This is a genomic window from Marivita sp. NO-S04, assembly GCF_059070475.1.
This window is the reverse complement of the sequence record NZ_CM180980.1, coordinates 627,462-648,175: the sequence shown is the minus strand read 5'-3', so window position 1 is coordinate 648,175 and position 20,714 is coordinate 627,462. Positions and strand designations below refer to the sequence as shown.

The window sequence follows — 20,714 nt, the reverse complement described above, 5'->3', positions numbered from 1 at the left end:
GCGGGCTTAATGCGGGGTGACAGCCTTGGAGGCACCCTGCCCTTACAATTTGGAGAATTATCATGGCTGGAGAGATTCCTGATCTCGTAGCTCTGGAACGGACGGGGACAGGCAAGGGCGCCGCTCGTCAGGCACGCCGCGATGGCATGGTTCCGGGCGTTGTATTCGGTGGCGACAAAGAGCCGCTCGCAATCAACCTTCCCTTCAACAAGCTGTTGCAGCGCCTGCGCAAGGGCCGTTTCAAGTCGACGCTCTTCAACCTCAAAGTTGAAGGCCACGACGACGTCCGCGTGATCTGCCGCGACGTTCAGCGCGATGTCGTCAAAGACTTGCCGACACATGTCGACCTGATGCGTCTGCGCCGCACCACCAAAATCAACCTGTTCATCCCCGTTGAGTTCATCAACGAAGGTGCAGCACCCGGCCTCAAGAAGGGCGGCGTTCTGACTGCCGTTCGCCCTGAAGTCGAACTGGTCGTGACCGCTGGCGACATCCCCGAGAAGCTGACCGTCGATCTGACGGGCCTGAACATCGGTGACACCGTGACGATTTCCGACATCACGCTGCCGGAAGGCACAAAGCCGACCATCGACCGTGACTTCGTGATCGCCAACATCTCTGCTCCGTCGGGCCTGCGTTCGGCAGACAACGAAGATGACGCCGAAGAGGCTGCAGAAGCGCCTAGCGAAGAATAATCGCGTCGGCCCTTCAAGGTTTGAACGGCCTCGCCTTCGGGTGGGGCCGTTTTCGTTTGCCGCTTTGGTTGGAATGGCCGAAAGCAATCCCCACCTGCCAGCAACAAAAATCAGCCGATTAATTGCAGAACGTCTGCCCGTTGAACTGGAAACAGCTTGACTGGCTGCGCGCCGGACTGGAACTGCCTCGGCTTGTCGTGGTCTGCGGCGTGTAGCACACCCCTCTTGAAGACAATCTCTGGCCAGTGGGACAGGTCTTTCGCACACAAGCGTCCCCCACAAGGTTCTCTGTCACAGCGCAGACCAGCGGGCAGATACGCCCCTCCATCTGCTCCATGCGCTGCAACAGATCTTCGCTCGGGTCCAACGCGACCTGCGCGATCTCCGGCGCGTGTTCAACAAGGCGTTCAAGCGCGCCTTGGCTTTTGCGGCCCCAAATTCCGTCCTCGACCCCGGCATCGCAGCCAAGACGGTTCAACTCCGCCTGAGACCGTTGTGTGATCTCTTTGGCGGACAGCGGAGCCGCCAACACTGGCAGAGCGTCCCCGACAGGCGACGGAACAGCCAGCGGCAATGGCGTGGGTTCAGGGGATGGCGCGTCTTGCACTGTCGCGGCTACATCGCTGCGCGACGTCACGTCGGGATCAGGACTCGCAAGTGCTGCAATTTGCGGCGCATCCGGCATCACCTGTGGCACCTCTTGCAGTTTGAACGCAAAACTGCCGGTAAGAGACGAGCTGCTCCACGGCACCTGTTGACCTGCTGTCTGCTCCATCACATCGCGTCGCACGTGCCGCATCATGATTTCGACATCCAGCGCTGGGGTTGCGATATGTTCCAGAAGCGCGCTTGTGAACGGGCTGTGCCGCCCAACGCCATCAAGCGCCACGTTACCGGGCTGTGTGGCATAGGCGATCATCGTGCCCACGCCGGTATCCACCCGCGCCAATCCGCGCCCGATGAATGCCGACCGCGTTCCCATGCTGCGCGCCAGATTCCCCGCCATGGGATTGTCGCGGCACGCGTCGAGAAAGATCAGGTTGGTGCGGTTCTCGCGCTCCATCAGTTGAAGGATGTCGGTCAGGTTAATCGTTTCGAATTTGAGATCGGCCTCATCGCGGATCTGCGCATCGACGGGCACCAGATAATTGACCCCACCCACTTCGAGACCGTGCCCTGCATAGAACAGCACTGCCGTGGTTGCGCCGCTGGCAGCGCGGGAAAAGTCCCGGATCAGATCCTCGGTCGCGGCCCGCCCCAGATCGAACCCGTCATAAACCTCGAACCCCAGTTCTGCCAATGCATCCGCGATGGCTTCGGCGTCATTGCGCGGATTGGCAAGCGGTACGGTGTGTTCGTAATTCGCATTGCCCAAGACAAGCGCCACGCGCCCAGCGACAGCCGGGGTCGCGGCCAATAATAACGCAAAAACAACAGCGACCGCAGAAATTGTCGCCCTTAAAACAGCAGAACCGATCATGGCCCCAGTCCAAAAATACGTTGACACACCGCCTACAGGCACTGAGCCTAGCAAGAATAACGCCGCAGAGTCGTCTGCCATCGCGCCGGCCCGATTATTTCAAAGACCGATTTTAAGGGGGACATCATTATGAAACGAGACAGGAGTCTTTTCACAGCGATCCTGACGCTCATCGTCGCCGCCGTGTTTCTACTGACCGAAACCAGTTCTGCGCAGGCCCAAAGTCTGCGCTATCTGAACCGGAGCGTCGAAGCGGGAAAGCAGATCGAATTTCAATGCCTCAACTATGATGAGCGCACCTGCACCGACCGAGGATACCCGAAGCTCGTCATCGAAGATGCTCCCTCGCTTGGTAAGTTCCGAACCGTGCAACGGAAATTCACGCCGCAGAACGGTGCGTGCAAAGGCAAACGGTTCAGCGTGCTGTTGGTTTACTACGTAGCGGGGCGCAAGACCGGTCAGGACAGCACCACATACGTTATTCAGGGCCGGACGAACATCCGGATCAACCTGAGCATCGACGTGACATGATCTGGGGCCTGGGGTCGGACAAGACATGGCACAGGTCAGGTCTCAAAAGCTGAGGTTACCCAAGTTGAGATGCGTCTTCAGTGCAATCGCCAGCGCCGCGCTGTTGTTTTTGACATCAGGCGCCTATGCCGAAACCCGCGTGGCGATCATCGACACCGCCTTTGACACCCGCCCTTATCTAGACCGGCTGAAAGAGCGCGGCGTGTCAGTGATTGGGCGGTACTATGCGCGTTGCGATCAGCCGGAATATGGCCTGACGGAAAAGCGGTTGATCAATCAGGGGCGGCCCAGCGACCCGAACAGCGAAATCGCGCAGATGTTCGCAAAGGGCTTCGCGGTGCTGTCGGTCTACCAATACTACAGCAACACCCCGAACAAGTTTCGCGGCCAGAACCGCGACGGCAAAGCGCTGCCGGATGCCAATTGCAATTGGACCGGGGTTGGCCGCAGCGTGGAAGAGGAAGCGGAGTTGGACGTGCAGGCGGCGATCTCGCAGGCACAGGCCTTGGGGCAACCGCGCGGGACGGCGATCTATTTCGGTGTGGATTTCAACTTCACCGATCAGGACCGTGAGACCATCGACTTGATGACCCGCTATTTTCGCGTGATCAAAGCGCGGATGGATGCGGCGGGCTATCGGACCGGGGCTTATGGCAGTGGACATGCGCATCAAATCCTGCGGCAAGCCGGGCTGATCGAATACTCTTGGATCTCGGCCTCGCGCGCCTTTTCCCGCACCAGCGAATTTCACCGCTCGGGTAACTGGCACCTATTCCAGAACCAAGTCGACCGGGAATGGTTCGGCAGCACAGGCTCGGGCTGTCGCCGCGGTCTCCCGCTGGATACCAATGTGCAGAACATATTTCAGGATGTCGACGTCGGGCTCTGGCGTGATGGCGAGAGCTATATCGTCGACGAAGGCCGCACCTTTGATATCTTCGCCACACGGCGGTTCGCCTGTGATGGCGATGCGGTGGTGCGACGCGACAAGGGATCATCTTCCTCGGACGTGGCCAATAGGACCGAATGCAAGGCAGGCAAAGCGTCTCGACTGCCCCCCAAAATAGACTTCGCCAATGCAGCGCGGGTCGGCGAATCCACCGACACGCTGATCGAGGTTGATGTGGATGATGATGGCGAATTCGACGGCTGGACGCATCACAGCAACCTGACAGCACATTTCGGCTACAAGCCCGACTGGATTTTCGAAACCGCCCGGCGCAACGCGACATCTTGCGACTGATCTGGCATTGAAGTGCCACGTGTCATCGAACTGACACGCAGTTCAGAGACACAGCGCCAATGACGCCGACCCTTGCCCAGATCTTTGCCGTGTTTTTGAAAATCGGCCTGCTGTCCTTTGGTGGCCCGGCGGCACAGATCGCGCTGATGCACCGGATGCTGGTGGACGAGCGCGATTGGCTGACGGAAAAGCAATTCCTCAACGCGCTCAGCTTTTGCATGCTATTGCCCGGACCGGAGGCAATGCAGCTGGCCACCTATGCGGGCTGGCGGTTGCACGGCATTCTGGGCGGGTTGATCGCAGGGCTGCTGTTTGTCTTGCCGGGGGCGGCGGTAATCTTTGCGCTGGCGCTGCTCTACGTGACGTATGGCGACTTGCCGCTGGTCGGGACACTGTTTCTGGGCGTGCAGGCAGTGGCGGTGGTGATCGTGGTCGAGGCGCTTCTCAAGGTGTCGAAGCGGGCGCTGCATGGGGTCGCGCATTGGGTGCTGGCAGGGCTTGCCTTTGTCGCGATCTTTTTCTTCGCGGTGCCGTTTCCGGTAATCGTTCTGGCGGCTGGGTTCTATGGCGCGCTGGTTGCCACACACGCTGACGCGACCCCGGCCCTCCCGGTCACCGTATCCGCAGGCAGAAGCCTGTTCACTATCTTGATCGGCCTTGCAGTTTGGGGATTGCCCGTTCTGGCCGTCGATCTGCTCTTTGGCGGAACGATCCTGACCGAAATCGCGCTCTTCTTCTCGAAACTTGCGGTGGTGACCTTTGGCGGGGCATACGCGGTGCTGGCCTACATGGCGCAGGACGTGGTGGTGCACTATGGCTGGCTGACCCCGACCGAGATGATGGACGGGTTGGGATTGGCGGAAACCACACCCGGCCCATTGATCCTTGTCACGCAGTTCGTGGGCACCTTGGCGGCGTTCCGGGAAGGCGGCTATGCGCTGGCGATTGCGGGTGGTCTGATGACCCTCTGGGTAACCTTTGTTCCGTGTTTTCTGTGGATCTTTGTCGGTGCGCCTTACATCGACTGGATTTCCGCTCAGCCGCGTCTGAACGGTGCGTTGCGTGCGATCACGGCGGCGGTGGTGGGGGTCATCCTGAACCTGTCACTCTGGTTTGCGCTGCATGTGCTGTTCGGATCGGTGGCCAAGACTGAAGCTGGCATGTTGAAGCTCTGGCTGCCGGATGTGGCGACGCTCAACTGGTCCGCCATCGCGCTGATCGCGCTCTCGGCGGCACTTCTATTGCGCGTGCATCTGGCGATTGGCTGGGTCTTGGGCATTTCCGCAGCGGCGGCCTTGCTGCTGGCGCAGATCTGACGCTTGGGCTTTTGCCCTTGGCCGCGGTTTCGCCTAGAGAGGGGCAAAGGCGAAGCGCTTGGAGGCACGGGCAGCGATGAAACTCTTTGTGGGACTGGGCAATCCGGGCAGCGGTTATGCCCGCAACCGGCACAATATCGGCTTTATGGCAATGGATCGGATCGCGGAGGACCATGGCTTTGCCCCGTGGAAATCCAAGTTTCAGGGCGAAGTAACCGAAGGTCGGCTGGGCAGCGACAAGGTGCTGCTCTTGAAACCCGGCACGTTCATGAACCGCTCGGGCCAGTCGGTGCAGGCGGCGATGCAGTTCTACAAGCTTGAGCCGTCGGACGTGGTGGTGTTCCATGACGAGCTGGACCTTGCCCCCGGAAAATGCCGCGTCAAGCAGGGCGGCGGGCATGCGGGGCACAATGGCCTACGGTCGATCCACGGCCATATCGGTGAGGCTTATGGCCGGGTGCGTCTGGGCATCGGGCATCCCGGCCACAAGGATGCGGTCGCGGGCTATGTGCTGCACGATTTTCCCAAGGCCGACGAAGACTGGCTGGATGATCTGTTGCGCGGAATCTCGGATGGTGCGGCGCAACTGGCGGACGGCGACACAGGCAAGTTCATGAACGCGGTGGCGTTGCGGGTGGCCCCGCCGCGGTCGTCCACATCGCCAGCCAAGGCAGAGAAGGCGGATGTTCCGAAGCCTGAACCGAAACCACAGGCGGTCGCAGAACCAGATACCCGTAACCCGTTGCAAAAGCTGGTGGACCGGTTTCGGTGACCCTGTCAAACGCCTTGGCGCGGCAGGCAGAGGCTTGTACCGCGTTGGGCTCACCCTTCATGGGGCGCATGCTGCCGCTTCTCGGCGAGGTCTGGCCAGCAGGGTCGGCACTCGATGCAGCAGTACAGGCTTTTGAGGGCGATCTCGGCCCCAGTGGGCATTCCCTGCCCTTACGATTGGCCTCCGGCCTTCATGCGCTGGTGCTGACAGGGCAGGATGCGGATCTGATCGCCGCCTATCCGCCGTACGACGTGTCCGACGATGTGCTGAAAACAGTCCTGACATCTGCGCTGTCCCGTCACGAAGCCTTCCTGATCCAGTGGATCACCTCGCCACCGCAAACCAACGAAGTGCGCCGTTCTGCGGTACTGATCGCGGGGGCCCATGCTCTGGTGCATCGAACCGGGGCCACGCAGGTCCATCTGTCCGAATTGGGCGCCAGCGCCGGGCTGAACCTGATGTTCGACCAATACGCGCTGTGCGCGGGAGACACCCGGCTGGGGCCAAACGACGCCGCGCTGAGGTTGGCGCCCGAATGGTCTGGCCCTGCCCCGCTCAACGCGCCCTTCACCGTAGCCGACCGCCGGGGTGTCGATCTCAACCCGCTTGATCCGCACAACACGGACCATGCGCTGCGATTGCGCGCCTACCTTTGGGCCGATCAAGCACATCGCGTGGCGTTAACCGATGCAGCGATCCGGGTGAACAATGCCCATGTGGACCGAAGCGACGCTGTCGACTGGCTTGAAGGACGGCTGGCCGGTGCGCCACAAGGCCGGATGCACCTGATCTATCACACGGTCGCATGGCAGTATTTCCCGCCCGAACGGCAAGCCACCGGCACAGCCCTGATCGAAGCGGCAGGGGCAAAAGCGACATCGGTCACGCCATTGGCTTGGCTGCGGATGGAGGCGGATGGCGCGGCACGGGGGGCGGCGGTCACCGCACGTCTTTGGCCGGGGGATCATCACATCGCACTGGGCCGTGCAGAATTTCACGGCCGCTGGGTGGATTGGACCGACGATCCCACCTAGGTTGGTTTCAAACGCAACGCAGGAGGCCCCGATGGAACCAGACGACGCAATCAACGTGTTGGGCGGCCCGCTTGAAGGGTGCTCAAGCGATCCTCTGACCGGTTTCTTCCGCGATGGCCATTGCAACACATGCGCTGCCGACAATGGCAGTCACACGGTGTGCGCTGTAATGACGGCGGAATTTTTGGCCTACTCGAAGTATGTGGGCAACGATCTGAGCACACCCGTCCCGCAGTTCCGCTTTCCCGGGCTCAAACCCGGCGATCACTGGTGCCTTTGCGCGTCGCGCTTCCTTCAGGCCCATGACGAGGGCTGCGCCCCAAAGGTCAATCTGGCCGCGACCCACAAACGTGCATTGGACATTGTCCCGATGCGGGTACTGGAACAGCACGACATCGACGCGTTCGAGGCCTGAGCCGGATCACGATGCCTTTTCGACCACTTCTGGTTCCAGTTGCGCTGTACCGCCGCTGATGGTGTCGCTCATCAATTCGTCGATAAACAGGCTGAGCAATTGGGGTCGGCCAGACACCCCGGCCTTGCGGTAAATCGCATTGGTTTGGGCTTTGACCGTGCCTTCGGAAGTGTTGCGCAAGGCTGCGATGTCGGCGGTGCTCAGCCCCTTGATCGAAAACAGCGCCACGTCTGTTTCCGCCGGGGTCAGTTGCCATTCGGCGAACCGTTCGTGCAAGACTTCCATAAACGCGCCCGAGGCCAGACGCAGGCTTTCTTCTGCCGCACGTTGTTTGCGGATCGACCGCAACAAGAGGGTGGCGCTCACAACCACGCCCAAGATCAGACCGATCACAGCGCCGATCTGGGCCAATTCGTAATAGACCCATGCAATCGGGGACGACTTGATGCCAAGGATGCTTCCCAGAATATCCCACAACAGGAAAAGGCCACTGCCAAGCTGCAGCGCCAAGAGCGGAAACAGGACAACCCAGACTTTCACAGATACATCGAAGCTCCGGTCACTGGCGGATCAATCGTCATCGTCGTCGTCATCCCCACCACCGCCGCCGCTGTCGTTGTCATCATCATCGTCGTCATCACGGCCACTGTTGCTGCTGCCGCGTCCGCTGTTGTCGTCGCGATCATCATCTCGGTCGTCGTCCCGATCATCATCCCGGTCGTCGTCCCGATCATCGTCCCGATCATCGTCCCGGTCATCGTCGCGGTCGTCATCGGAAGAGCCACTGTTACTGCCGGATGACTCTGTGCCGCTGCGCCCGTCATCATCCGAACGGTCCACATAGTCCCGCAGGATCGCCCCGGTCGAGGGGTTGAGAATGATCTCGCGGCGTCCGCGCGGCCCTGTCGCGACGATCCGCGTCCTGCCAAGAAGCGTTCGCGCGATGCTGATCCTTCTATAGCCCTGACGCTTGAGTTGATTGACGACCTGATCCTCGGCGGTCTGCGCGAGAACGGTTCCCGGCAACGCAACACCGGCTAGAAGTCCTGCCAATAGCTGTCTTCGTTTCATTCCCAACCTCCAAGAGGCTCCCGTCGGTGGGACGAAAGCCTCTGACCTTCAGCTATCAGACGTTTCAATCGTCGTCATTGTCGTCATCACCTTCGTCCCGATCATCACGGTCATCGTCGCGATCATCATCACGGTCGTTATCGTCGTCGTCATCATCGTCGTTGTCGTCGCGGGAGTCATCGTCCCGACCACGATCATCGTCGCGGTCGTCGTCGCGGTCATCGTTCCGGTCGTCGTCGCGGTCATCGTTCCGATCATCGTCGCGGTCGTCATCGTCACGGCCACTGCTGCTATCGTCGTCATCATCCTCAGACCGAACACCCCCGACAAAGTCGCGGTTGCGATTGTCGATCTCGACACCAGGGCGGGTGTCTTCACCAGCGCGGACGGTTTCGACCTCTTGCTTGATCACATCGCCTGTGGCGCGGTCGAAGACGGTTTCAACCTTTTCGGTGCCTCGGATTGCCTCGACCTTGGTTTGGGTGACGCCGTTCTTGACTTCGATGCGGGTAAAGCCTTGCGCCTGAAGATCGCTTACGAGCTGGTCCGTGGAGGTGCTGCCGGTGCTGACAAGAGCTGCTGAAGAACTGGTTGTTGTACGACTGTCGTCCGACACACGACCGGCATCCACAAAGTTGCGGTCGCGGTTGCGGATCTCGACGCCGGGACGGGTATCCTCTCCAGCCCGCACCCGTTCGACTTCCTGCTTGAGGATGTTGCCTGTGGCGCGGTCATAGACCACTTCCAGCTTTTGTGTGCCGCGGATCGCTTCGACTTTGATCTGACCGATGCCATTGTCGATTTCGATGCGCTGAAATCCTTGGTTGGTGAGGTCGTTGATAATCTGGTCTGTTGCGGATTGCGCGAATGTCATGGTCCCTGCGAAGGTTGCGATGACGGCGGAAATCAATGTCTTTTTCACGGGTTAAGTCCTTTCATGTCCCTTTGCCTGCGGTGAAGCAGATGGGTCGAACCTGACCGCCGCCGTCGCTGAAAGATATTGGCACCAGGTTTAGACACCGATCCATAAACCGACGCCCCATGCGCCTAAACCAAGGTTTATGGGGACCCTTGGGCGTTTTGCGGCAAATAAAAACCCCCCGCGCCTTGGGCACGAGGGGTCTGGAAGTCCGTATGGACCTCAGATTTATGCGACGGGCGGTCAGCCCATGTCGAATCCCAGGTGTTTTGCGACGGTAAAGATGTCTTTGTCGCCGCGTCCGCACATGTTCATGCAGATGATGTGGTCCTTCGGAAGCTCGGGCGCGATCTTCATAACATGCGCCAGCGCGTGGCTGGGCTCCAACGCCGGAATGATGCCTTCAAGCTCACAGCACAGCTGGAACGCGGCAAGTGCCTCTTTGTCGGTGATCGACACATATTGCGCGCGGCCAATGTCGTGCAGCCATGCGTGTTCCGGACCGATGCCCGGATAGTCGAGACCGGCAGAAATGCTGAAGCCTTCGAGGATCTGGCCATCTTCGTCTTGCAACAGATAGGTGCGGTTGCCGTGCAGCACGCCGGGGCGTCCACCGGTGAGAGAGGCGCAATGCTCCATCTTCTCGTTCACGCCTTTACCGCCCGCTTCGACGCCGATGATGTTGACCTCTTTGTCGTCAAGGAACGGGTAGAACAGGCCCATCGCGTTCGAGCCACCGCCGATGGCGGCAATGATGGTGTCTGGTAGACGGCCTTCGGCCTCGTGCATCTGTTCCTTGGCTTCCTTGCCGATGATCGCCTGAAAATCGCGGACCATCGCCGGGTACGGGTGCGGACCTGCCACGGTGCCGATGCAGTAGAACGTGTCCCGCACATTGGTCACCCAGTCGCGCAGCGCATCGTTCATTGCGTCCTTGAGCGTGCCACGACCGGACGTCACCGGGATCACTTCGGCGCCCAGAAGCTTCATACGGAACACGTTAGGCGCCTGCCGTTCGACGTCATGCGCGCCCATGTAGACGACGCATTTCAGACCGAACTTGGCGCAGACCGTGGCGGTGGCGACGCCGTGCTGGCCCGCGCCGGTTTCCGCGATGATCCGGGTTTTGCCCATGCGGCGGGCGAGGATGATTTGGCCCAGCACATTGTTGATCTTGTGCGCGCCGGTGTGGTTTAGCTCGTCGCGCTTCATGTAGACTTTCGCGCCGCCCAAATGCTCGGTCAGGCGTTCGGCGTGATAGAGCGGCGACGGACGGCCGACATAGTGCTTCCAGAGGAAGTCCATTTCAGACCAGAAACTGTCGTCGGTCTTGGCGCGCTCGTACTGCTCTTCCAGCTCGAGGATCAGTGGCATCAGCGTCTCAGACACGAACCGACCACCGAAGATACCGAACCGGCCCTTTTCGTCGGGACCGGTCATGAAACTGTTGAATAGATCGTTCATCGCGCGCCTCTTTTGTCGAATGGGACACAGGTAGCGGGGTGCAACGGGATGAGCAAGGGCAAGCGCCTTCGAAGGCGCTTGGGACCGCGTTTCGAAACGCGGTTTTCAAGCCAATTCGAATTGGCTTGGGTCAAGCGATTTCGAAATCGCTTTTACCGGACCCGCCGGATTGGAAGATCGTTGCAGAACACGACATAGTGCCGACCGTTGCGGACCGCCTGAAACCCGCGTCTGTGCACTTCGGCGATGAAGGCGTCATATCCGACAAGACGTTCGACATCGCGGATCTGGCGTTTCACCACACCCCCTTTCTGCGCCTCTGCCGAGGACAGCATCTGGGTCAGCCAGATTTCGGGTGTGAGGTGATCGGGAAGATGCGTCATGAGCCTGTTTTTGCCCGATCAAGGTAAACATAGGATTAATCCGCCACCGACCGTTCCAACGCCGAATAACGCACCGCCAGTGTCGCGCCCCGCGCCACGAAAGAAATCAGCAGCGCGATCCACAGCCCATGATTGGCAAAATATGGCACAAGCGCAAACGCCGCCACCCCGTAGACCAGCGTCGACAGCGCCATCATGTTGCGCATGTCGGTGGTCCGGGTGGCCCCGATGAACACGCCGTCCAGCATAAAGGACGCAAGTGCCAGCACCGGCGCGCAAATCATCCACGGCAGATACGCCGCTGCGGCCTCTTGCACCTCGGCATTCTTGGCCATCAGTGCCACGATGTCGTTGCCGAATACCCCAAACCCCAAGGTCAGCAGCACAGCCGCGCCCAGCCCCCAGAGGCTTGCCACCGTCAGCGCGCGGCGCAAAACCGGCACCGCCCGCGCGCCGACCGCCTGCCCCACCAGTGCTTCGGCGGAAAAGGCAAAGCCGTCCAGCGCGTAGGAGGTGATGCTTAGAAACTGCAACAACACCTGGTTGGCGGCGAGCGTCACATCGCCAAAGTCCGCCGCGACGAACAGGAAGGACAGAAATATCATCTGCAAGAGCAGCGACCGGATCAGGATGTCCGAATTGACCTGCGCCATGCGCACCAGCTTGACGCGGTCGAACACCCGCGCCCAATTCCGCCAATCGGGCACTTTGAAAGCCGCGCGACAGAGGTACAGCCCCATCGCCAGCCCGCTCCATTCGGCAAGGAAGGTGGCAAAGGCCACGCCATTCACCCCCCAACCGAGGCCCAGCACGAACCACAGGTTAAGGGCCACGTTGACGCCGTTCATCCAGACCTGCAGTACCAGCACCGCGCGGGTGCGTTCCTGCGCGATCAGCCATCCGGTGATGCCAAAAACGGCGATTGCGGCGGGGGCGGACCAGATGCGGATCTGCATATATCCGCTGGCCAACGCCTCGACCTCAGGGCTGGCCGGTGACAAGCGGAACGCAGCCCACAGGATCGGCATTTGTAGCATGATAATCAGCGCGCCACCGGCAAACCCGATCATCAACACCCGCGTCAGGAGTGCTGCCACCTCGGCACGGTTGCCCTGCCCCAGCGCTTGTGCTGCCAATCCCGTGGTGCCCATGCGCAGAAAGCCGAAGACCCAGTAGATCGCGGACAGAACGACAGCACCGATGCCCACCGCACCGATCGGGGCGGCCTCGCCCATCTGGCCCACCACACCAGTATCCACCGCACCCAGAAGGGGGATGGTCACATTCGACAGGACAATCGGCAGCGCGATCTTGAGAACGCGCCGGTTTGTGATGTCACGCGGCGCAAGGGCCGTGTCAGTCATTCGAGAGATCAGGTCTCGGCATCAGGAAATGCGCCGTCGCCTGTGCGAAGGGACGGTCCTTGTTGTCCTGCCACGCCGTGGCCTGCACCGACGCATAGCGCCGCCCGGCACGCGTGATCGTGGCACGGGCATAGGCGTCGCGCGGCAGACCCGAGCGCAGGTAGTCCACGGTGAAGTCGATGGTCTTAGGCAGGCGCGGCAGGTTGCCTGCGGCCAATGCTTCGACATCCAAGGCGCCGCTTTCGAAGTCTTCCCAGATATAGGCCCAGCTGAGCGAGATCACGGCGGTTACTTCGAGAAAGGCCGCTGTGACGCCGCCATGAATGGCGGGCAGGATCGGGTTACCGATCAGCTTTTCATCAAAGGACAGCACACCGGTCAATTCGTCTCCGCGCCGATCAAAGCTGATGCCCATGAAATTGATATAGGGCACACCCCCAACCAACGCATTCAACGCAGCGTCGCGACGTTGTTTGACGACCTGAACCGGCTCTGGTGCTTTGCGTGCCATGTCAGCGGCCCTCCACGGTAAAGGCACCGGTGGCGGTGGCCACGGGGCGATCGGTGTCGTCATCACACGCGGTGGCGCGGACAAACGCGACCGAACGCGTGATGTGATACACTTCGGCCCGTGCTGTGATCGATTGACCCGGTGTGGCCGCGCGCATGTAGTCGATGCGCAGGTCGATGGTGGCGGTGCCCGCAGGCGCGTCAGGGTGGCTCATGACAGCTGCACCACCGCAGGTGTCCATCAGAGCCGACACCGCGCCACCGTGAATGACGCCCGACTTGGGATCGCCGATGAAGCGTTTATCATAGGGCATGGTGATTTCGGCCATACCGTCACCCAGCGCAGTGATTTCCATTCCCAGCGCCTTGGAGTGAGGAATGGTCTCGATGAATTGCCTTGCGATCCTGGCTTTGTCGGCGGTCATACTCTGTCCTTGGTTGTTCTGGTCGGTTTACGCCCCTTCGTTCCGGGAAACCAGCCGTGTGATGACGCGGTTGCCCTACCGGCTGCACGCTTTTATGGTCACGCAGGAAGAGGGAGTTGGAATGACTGACCAGCGTCTGAGTTTCAAGGAGATGTGCGCCAAGTTCGATGTGACGCCACGCACGCTCAGGTACTACGAATATATCGAACTGTTGCAGCCCGACCGCGAGGGACGGTCGCGTTGGTATGGCCCGAAAGAGGTGGCGCGCATGACCCTGATCCTGCGCGGTCGCAAGTTCGGGTTTCAATTGGAAGACATCCGGCAATGGCTGCTGATCTATGAAAAGGACGGCACCGAAGCGCAGAATCGCGCGTGGATCGACCTTGCCGACCGACAATTGAGCGAATTGGCCGAGCAGCGCAAACAGCTGGATGATGCAATCGACGAGTTGCAAAAGCTGCGCGACGACACAGCAGCGAAACTCGACGCCTGATCCCGGCCCCACACCCGTACACATCGCTGACCGAGTCGCAGGCTGTGCCTTGTCGACTTGAGGTCAGGTATTCCTGACCTGCCGCTCCTGGTGGACTCAAAGCGGTTTGAAAGAATATTTCCACAGAATGCGGGTGACGTTGCCTGATCTTACGTCAACGTAAAAGTGACGTGGCGTCTGAGTTACGTCAACGTAAATTCCCATTGTAAGAAGGCGTCAACCTTCGCATTTCGATGCCATGACCGGCACCGAAAAGGATGATGAAATGACCGACGACCGTATCATGACCATAAGGGAGATGTGTGACGCCTACGACGTCACGCCGCGTACCCTGCGGTTCTATGAAGCCAAGGAACTACTGTTTCCGATCCGCGAAGGCCAGAAACGGCTGTTCACCAAGCGCGACCGCGCGCGCCTCAAGCTGATCCTGCGCGGCAAGCGCTTTGGCTTCAGCCTCGAAGAAATCCGTCAGCTTCTGGACCTCTATGACATGGGCGACCAGCAGCAGACACAATTGGCCCGCACGTACGAGATCGCACAACAGCGCCTGTCCGACATGGAAGCGCAACGTGACGAGCTTAATCAGGCCATCGACGAACTCAAGGAGCAGATGCGTTGGGGCGAAAAGATGCTTGCCTCGATGGATCAAAGCAAACGCGCGGCCGAATAAGCCGCACCGCTTTAGGGAGACCGCAATGCCAAGCTATACCGCACCTCTGAAAGACATGCAGTTCATTCTGCACGACGTTCTGAACGCCTCGGAACAGGATATCCCCGGATATGAGGAGCTCGACCGTGACTTCACCGGCGCGGTGATCGAGGAAGCAGGCAAGCTGGCCTCCGAAGTGCTGATGCCGCTGAACGCGGTTGGCGACACCGAAGGCTGCGTGCTGGAAAACGGCGTTGTGCGCACCCCGACCGGCTTCAAGGAAGCGTTCGACCAGATGCGCGATGGTGGCTGGACAGCACTTGACTGCGACCCGGAATATGCCGGTCAGGGCCTGCCCTACATCATGCAGACCGCTGCACAGGAACCGTTTGTGTCGGCCAATATGGCCTTCCAGATGTATCAGGGCCTGACCCATGGTGCCTATTCGGCAATCTACATTCACGGGTCAGACGCGCAAAAGCAGACCTATCTGCCCAAGATGACCACCTGCGAATGGACGGGCACCATGAACCTGACCGAGCCGCATTGCGGCACCGATCTGGGCATGATGCGCACCAAGGCCGTGCCGCAGGATGATGGCAGCTACAAGGTGACCGGCCAGAAGATCTTCATCTCGGCCGGTGATCACGACATGGCCGAGAACATAATCCACCTTGTTCTGGCGAAAATCCCCGGCGGGCCTGATGGCATCAAAGGCGTGTCTCTGTTCATCGTGCCGAAATTCATCGTCAACGAAGACGGCAGCCTTGGTGACCGCAACGGCGTGTCCGTTGGCAAGCTTGAAGAAAAGATGGGCATCCACGGCAACGCCACGTGCGTCATGAACTATGACGACGCGACCGGCTATCTGGTGGGCGAGATGCACAAGGGCATGCGCGCAATGTTCACCATGATGAACGAAGCCCGCGTGGGTGTTGGCCTTCAGGGCTACGCACAGGCGGAAGTCGCCTATCAAAACGCGGTGGCCTATGCGAATGACCGGCTCCAGGGCCGCGATGTGACCGGAGCCAAGGCACCCGAGAAATCGGCAGACCCGATCATCGTGCATCCCGACATCCGCCGTAACCTGATGGATCAGAAAAGCTTTGTCGAAGGGGCCCGCGCGTTCACCTATTGGGGATCTTACCTGATCGACCGGGCGCACAAGAACGACGATAAAACCGCCGATGGCCTGATTTCCCTGCTAACGCCAATCATCAAGGGCTTTCAGACCGACAAGGGCTTCGAGATGGCAGTGAATGCCCAGCAGGTCTATGGCGGCCACGGTTATATCGAAGAATGGGGCATGTCCCAATTCGCCCGCGACGCCCGGATCGCTATGATCTACGAAGGGGCCAACGGCATTCAGGCGCTTGATCTGGTGGGCCGCAAGCTCGCGCAGGATGGCGGCAAGCATGTCATGGCATTCTTCGACATGATCAAGACCTTCGCGTCGGAAACCAAAGGTCAGGACGAAGCATTCGACCGTGATTTCCTTGATCCGCTCAAGGCCGCGTCGAAGGATTTGCAGGCGGCAGCGATGTATTTCATGCAGAACGGCATGAAGAACCCGAACAACGCTTTGGCCGGGTCCTATGACTTCATGCACATGTTCGGCCACGTCTGTCTTGGTTACATGTGGGCGCGGATGGGTCTTGCAGCCTCGAAGGCTTTGAAGGACGGTGCGTCCGACGTGGCGTTCTACGAGACAAAACTGGCCACGGGGCGCTACTACATGGCACGCCAACTGCCCGCCACCAAGATGCACCTTGCGCGCATCGAGACCGGAGCCGAGCCGGTGATGGCGCTGGAGGCAGCCAACTTTTAAGGTCCGGGAGGACAGATGCCAAAACGCTTTCGCCTGACCCGCCGCTTTCCAGCCGCCATGACCGAGGACGGCTACCGCCGCCTCAAGCGGTTTGCCGAAGAGGCGGGGCTGGACGAAGGCGAAGCGCTGTCCTTTCTGTTCGAAAATTTCGACAGCGTCACGGATTCTGAGGCGCTGGGACATCGGCTCAGGCTCTTCAATGCAGAGCTTGAGGCACGCAAACGATAACGCGGGATGGGGGGAGCCATGCGATCAAACTGGATGACCGACGAGCACGAGATGCTGGCCGAGATGACAGCCAAGTTCATCGAAACCGAATGGCAGCCGCTTTATGGCAAGTGGCGCAAACAGGGCCAGATGGACCGCGAGACGTGGCAACAGGCGGGTGAGTTGGGCCTGCTCTGCCCCTCTGTTCCAGAAGAATATGGCGGCGTTGGTGGCGATTTCGGCCACGAGGCGGTGATCCTCATGGAAGCCGGTCGCGCCAATCTGGCAAGCTGGGGCCACGGCATCCATTCCGGCATCGTGGCACATTATGTTCTGGCCTATGGCACCAAAGAGCAGAAGAAACGCTGGTTACCCAAGATGGTGACGGGCGAGTTGGTCGGCGCTTTGGCCATGACGGAACCGTCAGGGGGATCGGATGTGCAGGGCATCAAAACCCGCGCGGTCAAGGACGGCAACGCGTACCGGCTGTCGGGGCAAAAGACGTTTATCACCAACGGCCAGCATGCCAACCTGATCATCGTGGCGGCCAAGACCGATCCGTCGCTTGGATCAAAAGGAACGTCTTTGGTCGTTGTGGAAACCGACGGCGCCGAAGGCTTCCAACGCGGGCGCAATCTGGAAAAGATCGGCTGCCATGCGGCGGACACGTCCGAGCTTTTCTTCGACAATGTCGAAATCGCGCCGGAAAACCTGCTGGGCGGCGAAGAAGGCCAAGGCTTTTACCAGATGATGAAGCAGCTGCCACAGGAACGCCTGATCATCGGCTGCGGGGCTGTTGGCGCGATGGAGGGCGCGGTTGCGCGCACCATCGCCTATTGCAAGGAACGCGAAGCCTTTGGCGGGCCGCTCACCCAGTTCCAGAACACCCGGTTCAAACTTGCGGAGTGCCAGACCAAAACCACCGTCGCGCGCGCGTTTCTGGACAATTGCATGGAAGAACACTTGCGCGGGGAGCTGACCTTCGAGAAGGCCGCGATGGCGAAATACTGGCTATCGGACACACAAGGCGAAGTGCTCGACGAATGCGTGCAACTGCATGGTGGCTATGGCTACATGCAGGAATATGCGGTGGCTGAAATGTGGGCCGATGCCCGCGTGCAGCGCATCTACGGCGGCACCAACGAGATCATGAAAGAACTGATTGCGAGGGCGCTTTGATGCGGTCAGCCTTCACGCAAACGGAGAGTTTGGGATGCCTCCGGCGGGAGTTTATTTGGCAAGATGAAGGAGCGCGGCAAGCTCCACCCCGCGGGTCGGCCTCTTTACCACGCGGTGTCAGGCACAGTCGGCGGGGCTTCACCTTGCACATGGCTCAACTCTCCAGTCTGCCATGCCAGAGCATTATGCGGCGGTTAACCTTAACGGCCGGTAAAGAAGAGAACCCCCCTGCTTCATCTTGCCAAATAAACTCCCGCCGGAGGCTCCCGGCCTTTCCGCCCACCCCTGACGTTTGAGGATCAGACCAGATGAGCATTCGACTTTATTGCTTCGGCGAAAGCGGGCATTCCTACAAGGCGGCTTTGGCGCTTGAACTGGCTGGGCTGGATTGGGCACCGGTAAAGGTTGATTTTTTCAGCGGCGAGACGCGCAGCCCAGACTACCGTGCAAACGTAAACGAGATGGGTGAAGCGCCGGTGCTGGTGGATGGCGACGTGAAACTCACGCAGTCGGGTGTGATACAAACTTATCTGTCGGACACCTACGGCAAATTCGGTGGCACCGACCCGATGGAAAAGTTGGAAATCCTGCGCTGGATCATCTGGGACAACCAGAAATTCAGCGGCACGTCGGGGCCACTGCGGTTCCTGATGAATTTCCTGCCCGAAGACAAACGCCCGGCCGAGGTCATCGCGTTCATGCAGGGGCGGATGAAAGCAGCTTACGGCGTCCTCGACACACATCTGGAGGGGCGCGACTGGATTGTCGGCGACGCTGTCACCAATGCAGACCTGACCTGCTGCGGCTATCTTTTTTACCCCGAACCGTTCGGTTTCGACCGCGTGGAATGGCCTAATATCGACCGCTGGCTGTCCAACATCCAAGGACTGCCCGGTTGGAAACACCCATACGATTTGATGCCCGGATCCCCTGCGGATCGGGCCTGAGACGGAGAGCAGAATGACTGAAGCCTATATCTATGACGCCGTGCGCACGCCGCGTGGCAAGGGCCGCAAGGACGGCAGCCTGCACGAAGTGACCTCTGTGCGCCTGAGCGCGCAAGTGTTGGACGCCGTGAAGGATCGCAACGGGCTTGAGGGCCATGCGGTCGAAGACGTGATCTGGGGCAATGTCACTCAGGTGGGCGAACAGGGCGGCTGTCTTGCGCGGACGGCCGTGCTGGCCTCGGGCCTTGATCAGTCGATTCCGGGTCTGGCGATCAACCGGTTCTGTGCCTCGGGCATGGAAGCGGTGAACTTGGCCGCCAATCAGGTGCGCGGTGGTGCGGGAGACGCCTATATCGCGGGTGGTGTCGAAATGATGGGCCGTGTTGCCATGGGCAGCGATGGGGCGGCGATTGCCGTTGATCCGTCGGTTGCGATGGAAACCTATTTCGTACCACAGGGCATTTCGGCGGACATCATCGCCACGGAATATGGGTTCAGCCGCGATGACGCGGATCAACTGGCCGTCGAGAGTCAGAAGCGCGCGAAAGCGGCCTGGGATGACAAGAGGTTCGCCAAATCGATCATCACCGTGCGCGATCAGAACGGTCTGAGCATTCTGGATCACGACGAATACATGCGTCCCGGCACTGAAATGCAGAGCCTTGGAGCGCTCAATCCTGCGTTTCAGCAGATGGGCGAAATGATGCCCGGCTTTGATGCCATCGCGCTGATGAAGTACCCGCATCTGGAGCGGATCAATCACATCCACCATGCTGGCAATTCATCCGGCATCGTCGACGGGGCCGCTGGTGTGTTGATCGGCAACAAGGAATTCGGCGAGAAATGGGGGCTGAAACCTCGCGCGCGAATTAAGGCCACCGCCAAAATCGGCACTGATCCGACCATCATGCTGACCGGGCCTGTTCCTGTGACCGAGAAAATCCTCGCGGACAGCGGCATGAGCATCAGCGACATCGACCTCTTTGAGGTGAACGAGGCGTTTGCCTCGGTCGTGCTGCGCTTCATGCAGGCCTTCGATGTGGATGCAGACAAAGTGAACGTCAATGGCGGCTCCATCGCAATGGGTCACCCATTGGGGGCCACCGGCGCGATCATCATCGGCACGCTGCTGGACGAGTTGGAGCGCACCGGCAAGGGCACGGGGCTGGCCACGCTCTGCATCGCCTCGGGCATGGGGGCCGCGACCATCATCGAGCGGGTCTGACAATGTCCACCAGCGTCCATGTGACCGCCTACGAGATTGGCTACACGCTTTTGGAGAAAACAAAGCGTGCTTATTTCGAGGACGATTTTGCGCTTTTCGCGAGTGCATTCATGCTGCCGCATGAACATGTGACGCTTCAGGGCTGGGCAGTTCTGGAAACAGAGGGCGACTTGTTGGTGCTGTTCGAGCGAATGAAGGCTCAGTTCCGCCAATTGGAAGTGGACGATATCGTCAGGCCGCTTGTGTCGGCAGAATTCGTGACACTATTCAAGATAGAGGCAACAGCTGAATCGCATATCTTCTCTCGAGGCCAGAGAGTGGCCGAGCCGTATGCGGTACAGTCTACACTCCTGCGGTGTGGCCCGGAGTGGCGCATCGCCACGGCCAACTACTGTGTGCCGTTGACGACCAAGGGGCTGCCCACGACTTTGATGCCGGACGCATTTCCTTCCGAAAGCCTGAAACGCTCAAAGGGAGGGCAGGATGATGACTGGACTTACTGAGATTGCTCCGCCATGCAGCACGTTGCACAGTCTGTCCTGTCTCAAAAAGCAGGAGGCTTTT

At 59.9% G+C, this 20,714-nt stretch carries 24 protein-coding genes; 15 read left to right on the top strand and 9 right to left on the bottom strand.

Annotated elements, in window-relative coordinates; genetic code table 11:
- The first annotated feature begins 62 nt into the window (after window positions 1-62).
- Window positions 63-695: a 50S ribosomal protein L25/general stress protein Ctc gene (locus tag ACK3EW_RS03450; protein WP_439118498.1), complete on the top strand. Its 633-nt coding sequence runs from the start codon at window positions 63-65 to the stop codon at window positions 693-695.
- 118 nt (window positions 696-813) lie between these two features.
- Here ACK3EW_RS03450 and ACK3EW_RS03445 read toward each other — a convergent pair whose 3' ends face one another.
- Window positions 814-2,175, bottom strand: coding sequence for a caspase family protein (locus ACK3EW_RS03445; RefSeq protein WP_493808461.1), 1,362 nt, complete (start codon window positions 2,173-2,175; stop codon window positions 814-816).
- A gap of 129 nt (window positions 2,176-2,304) precedes the next feature.
- On the opposite strand from ACK3EW_RS03445, the gene ACK3EW_RS03440 reads away from it, so the two are divergent.
- The 6 genes from ACK3EW_RS03440 (at window position 2,305) to ACK3EW_RS03415 (ending at window position 7,486) form a co-directional block, all read left to right on the top strand.
- Window positions 2,305-2,706: a hypothetical protein gene (locus ACK3EW_RS03440; RefSeq protein WP_493808460.1), complete on the top strand. Its 402-nt coding sequence runs from the start codon at window positions 2,305-2,307 to the stop codon at window positions 2,704-2,706.
- A 103-nt stretch (window positions 2,707-2,809) separates the two neighbouring features.
- On the top strand, window positions 2,810-3,949 hold the full coding sequence (locus tag ACK3EW_RS03435) for a glycoside hydrolase domain-containing protein (protein ID WP_493808459.1): 1,140 nt from the start codon (window positions 2,810-2,812) through the stop codon (window positions 3,947-3,949).
- 59 nt (window positions 3,950-4,008) lie between these two features.
- Window positions 4,009-5,265 carry a chromate efflux transporter gene (gene chrA, locus ACK3EW_RS03430; RefSeq protein ID WP_493808458.1) on the top strand — a complete coding sequence of 419 codons (1,257 nt, stop codon included), beginning with the start codon at window positions 4,009-4,011 and terminating at the stop codon, window positions 5,263-5,265.
- A 76-nt stretch (window positions 5,266-5,341) separates the two neighbouring features.
- Window positions 5,342-6,037, top strand: coding sequence for an aminoacyl-tRNA hydrolase (gene pth, locus ACK3EW_RS03425; protein WP_493808457.1), 696 nt, complete (start codon window positions 5,342-5,344; stop codon window positions 6,035-6,037).
- Complete coding sequence (locus tag ACK3EW_RS03420; protein WP_493808456.1) at window positions 6,034-7,071, top strand: DUF2332 domain-containing protein; 1,038 nt, start codon at window positions 6,034-6,036, stop codon at window positions 7,069-7,071. The genes pth and ACK3EW_RS03420 overlap by 4 nt, the downstream gene beginning before the upstream one ends.
- A 31-nt stretch (window positions 7,072-7,102) precedes the next feature.
- Complete coding sequence (locus ACK3EW_RS03415) at window positions 7,103-7,486, top strand: DUF2237 family protein (RefSeq protein ID WP_439119635.1); 384 nt, start codon at window positions 7,103-7,105, stop codon at window positions 7,484-7,486.
- Between the two features lie 6 nt (window positions 7,487-7,492).
- Here the strand turns inward: ACK3EW_RS03415 and ACK3EW_RS03410 are convergent, their stop codons facing one another.
- From ACK3EW_RS03410 to ACK3EW_RS03375, 8 genes are all read right to left on the bottom strand, one after another.
- Window positions 7,493-8,026 (bottom strand): helix-turn-helix transcriptional regulator, encoded by a 534-nt coding sequence (locus tag ACK3EW_RS03410; RefSeq protein ID WP_439119636.1) that lies wholly within the window; start codon window positions 8,024-8,026, stop codon window positions 7,493-7,495.
- A 30-nt stretch (window positions 8,027-8,056) separates the two neighbouring features.
- Complete coding sequence (locus ACK3EW_RS03405) at window positions 8,057-8,557, bottom strand: hypothetical protein (protein ID WP_493808455.1); 501 nt, start codon at window positions 8,555-8,557, stop codon at window positions 8,057-8,059.
- A gap of 64 nt (window positions 8,558-8,621) precedes the next feature.
- The gene (locus ACK3EW_RS03400) at window positions 8,622-9,479 is read right to left on the bottom strand and encodes a hypothetical protein (protein WP_493808454.1); all 858 of its coding nucleotides are present in this window, start codon (window positions 9,477-9,479) and stop codon (window positions 8,622-8,624) included.
- A gap of 240 nt (window positions 9,480-9,719) precedes the next feature.
- Entirely contained in the window at window positions 9,720-10,940 is a 1,221-nt protein-coding gene (trpB, locus tag ACK3EW_RS03395; protein WP_493808453.1) for a tryptophan synthase subunit beta, read from the bottom strand.
- Window positions 10,941-11,092: 152 nt separating this feature from the next.
- Window positions 11,093-11,323: an N-(5'-phosphoribosyl)anthranilate isomerase gene (locus ACK3EW_RS03390; RefSeq protein WP_292264211.1), complete on the bottom strand. Its 231-nt coding sequence runs from the start codon at window positions 11,321-11,323 to the stop codon at window positions 11,093-11,095.
- A 35-nt stretch (window positions 11,324-11,358) separates the two neighbouring features.
- Window positions 11,359-12,687, bottom strand: coding sequence for an MATE family efflux transporter (locus ACK3EW_RS03385; protein WP_493808452.1), 1,329 nt, complete (start codon window positions 12,685-12,687; stop codon window positions 11,359-11,361).
- The gene (locus tag ACK3EW_RS03380) at window positions 12,680-13,198 is read right to left on the bottom strand and encodes a PaaI family thioesterase (protein ID WP_085631826.1); all 519 of its coding nucleotides are present in this window, start codon (window positions 13,196-13,198) and stop codon (window positions 12,680-12,682) included. The genes ACK3EW_RS03385 and ACK3EW_RS03380 overlap by 8 nt, the downstream gene beginning before the upstream one ends.
- 1 nt (window position 13,199) lies before the next feature.
- The gene (locus ACK3EW_RS03375) at window positions 13,200-13,622 is read right to left on the bottom strand and encodes a PaaI family thioesterase (protein ID WP_493808451.1); all 423 of its coding nucleotides are present in this window, start codon (window positions 13,620-13,622) and stop codon (window positions 13,200-13,202) included.
- Window positions 13,623-13,743: 121 nt separating this feature from the next.
- Between ACK3EW_RS03375 and ACK3EW_RS03370 the strand changes: the two genes are divergently transcribed.
- The 8 genes from ACK3EW_RS03370 to ACK3EW_RS03335 all read left to right on the top strand — a co-directional run bounded on the left by ACK3EW_RS03370 (window position 13,744) and on the right by ACK3EW_RS03335 (window position 20,653).
- Window positions 13,744-14,115 (top strand): MerR family transcriptional regulator, encoded by a 372-nt coding sequence (locus ACK3EW_RS03370; RefSeq protein WP_493808450.1) that lies wholly within the window; start codon window positions 13,744-13,746, stop codon window positions 14,113-14,115.
- Between the two features lie 265 nt (window positions 14,116-14,380).
- On the top strand, window positions 14,381-14,785 hold the full coding sequence (locus ACK3EW_RS03365; protein ID WP_085631904.1) for a MerR family transcriptional regulator: 405 nt from the start codon (window positions 14,381-14,383) through the stop codon (window positions 14,783-14,785).
- Between the two features lie 25 nt (window positions 14,786-14,810).
- Window positions 14,811-16,592: an acyl-CoA dehydrogenase C-terminal domain-containing protein gene (locus ACK3EW_RS03360; RefSeq protein ID WP_493808449.1), complete on the top strand. Its 1,782-nt coding sequence runs from the start codon at window positions 14,811-14,813 to the stop codon at window positions 16,590-16,592.
- A 15-nt stretch (window positions 16,593-16,607) separates the two neighbouring features.
- Window positions 16,608-16,820, top strand: coding sequence for a hypothetical protein (locus tag ACK3EW_RS03355; protein ID WP_085631820.1), 213 nt, complete (start codon window positions 16,608-16,610; stop codon window positions 16,818-16,820).
- Window positions 16,821-16,838: 18 nt separating this feature from the next.
- On the top strand, window positions 16,839-17,978 hold the full coding sequence (locus ACK3EW_RS03350; RefSeq protein ID WP_493808448.1) for an acyl-CoA dehydrogenase family protein: 1,140 nt from the start codon (window positions 16,839-16,841) through the stop codon (window positions 17,976-17,978).
- Between the two features lie 308 nt (window positions 17,979-18,286).
- Window positions 18,287-18,925: a glutathione S-transferase family protein gene (locus ACK3EW_RS03345; RefSeq protein WP_493808447.1), complete on the top strand. Its 639-nt coding sequence runs from the start codon at window positions 18,287-18,289 to the stop codon at window positions 18,923-18,925.
- 13 nt (window positions 18,926-18,938) lie between these two features.
- On the top strand, window positions 18,939-20,150 hold the full coding sequence (locus tag ACK3EW_RS03340; protein ID WP_493808446.1) for an acetyl-CoA C-acetyltransferase: 1,212 nt from the start codon (window positions 18,939-18,941) through the stop codon (window positions 20,148-20,150).
- Window positions 20,151-20,152: 2 nt separating this feature from the next.
- Window positions 20,153-20,653 (top strand): hypothetical protein, encoded by a 501-nt coding sequence (locus ACK3EW_RS03335; protein WP_493808445.1) that lies wholly within the window; start codon window positions 20,153-20,155, stop codon window positions 20,651-20,653.
- The last annotated feature ends 61 nt before the right edge of the window (window positions 20,654-20,714 follow it).

Bases quoted from the DNA above. Each gene is read 5' to 3' on its own strand.
- ACK3EW_RS03450 (WP_439118498.1), top strand. From the start codon at position 63: ATGGCTGGAGAGATTCCTGATCTCGTAGCTCTGGAACGGACGGGGACA.
- ACK3EW_RS03445 (WP_493808461.1), bottom strand. From the start codon at position 2,175: ATGATCGGTTCTGCTGTTTTAAGGGCGACAATTTCTGCGGTCGCTGTT.
- ACK3EW_RS03440 (WP_493808460.1), top strand. From the start codon at position 2,305: ATGAAACGAGACAGGAGTCTTTTCACAGCGATCCTGACGCTCATCGTC.
- chrA (WP_493808458.1), top strand. From the start codon at position 4,009: ATGACGCCGACCCTTGCCCAGATCTTTGCCGTGTTTTTGAAAATCGGC.
- pth (WP_493808457.1), top strand. From the start codon at position 5,342: ATGAAACTCTTTGTGGGACTGGGCAATCCGGGCAGCGGTTATGCCCGC.
- ACK3EW_RS03415 (WP_439119635.1), top strand. From the start codon at position 7,103: ATGGAACCAGACGACGCAATCAACGTGTTGGGCGGCCCGCTTGAAGGG.
- ACK3EW_RS03405 (WP_493808455.1), bottom strand. From the start codon at position 8,557: ATGAAACGAAGACAGCTATTGGCAGGACTTCTAGCCGGTGTTGCGTTG.
- trpB (WP_493808453.1), bottom strand. From the start codon at position 10,940: ATGAACGATCTATTCAACAGTTTCATGACCGGTCCCGACGAAAAGGGC.
- ACK3EW_RS03390 (WP_292264211.1), bottom strand. From the start codon at position 11,323: ATGACGCATCTTCCCGATCACCTCACACCCGAAATCTGGCTGACCCAG.
- ACK3EW_RS03385 (WP_493808452.1), bottom strand. From the start codon at position 12,687: ATGACTGACACGGCCCTTGCGCCGCGTGACATCACAAACCGGCGCGTT.
- ACK3EW_RS03380 (WP_085631826.1), bottom strand. From the start codon at position 13,198: ATGGCACGCAAAGCACCAGAGCCGGTTCAGGTCGTCAAACAACGTCGC.
- ACK3EW_RS03375 (WP_493808451.1), bottom strand. From the start codon at position 13,622: ATGACCGCCGACAAAGCCAGGATCGCAAGGCAATTCATCGAGACCATT.
- ACK3EW_RS03370 (WP_493808450.1), top strand. From the start codon at position 13,744: ATGACTGACCAGCGTCTGAGTTTCAAGGAGATGTGCGCCAAGTTCGAT.
- ACK3EW_RS03365 (WP_085631904.1), top strand. From the start codon at position 14,381: ATGACCGACGACCGTATCATGACCATAAGGGAGATGTGTGACGCCTAC.
- ACK3EW_RS03360 (WP_493808449.1), top strand. From the start codon at position 14,811: ATGCCAAGCTATACCGCACCTCTGAAAGACATGCAGTTCATTCTGCAC.
- ACK3EW_RS03355 (WP_085631820.1), top strand. From the start codon at position 16,608: ATGCCAAAACGCTTTCGCCTGACCCGCCGCTTTCCAGCCGCCATGACC.
- ACK3EW_RS03350 (WP_493808448.1), top strand. From the start codon at position 16,839: ATGCGATCAAACTGGATGACCGACGAGCACGAGATGCTGGCCGAGATG.
- ACK3EW_RS03345 (WP_493808447.1), top strand. From the start codon at position 18,287: ATGAGCATTCGACTTTATTGCTTCGGCGAAAGCGGGCATTCCTACAAG.
- ACK3EW_RS03340 (WP_493808446.1), top strand. From the start codon at position 18,939: ATGACTGAAGCCTATATCTATGACGCCGTGCGCACGCCGCGTGGCAAG.
- ACK3EW_RS03335 (WP_493808445.1), top strand. From the start codon at position 20,153: ATGTCCACCAGCGTCCATGTGACCGCCTACGAGATTGGCTACACGCTT.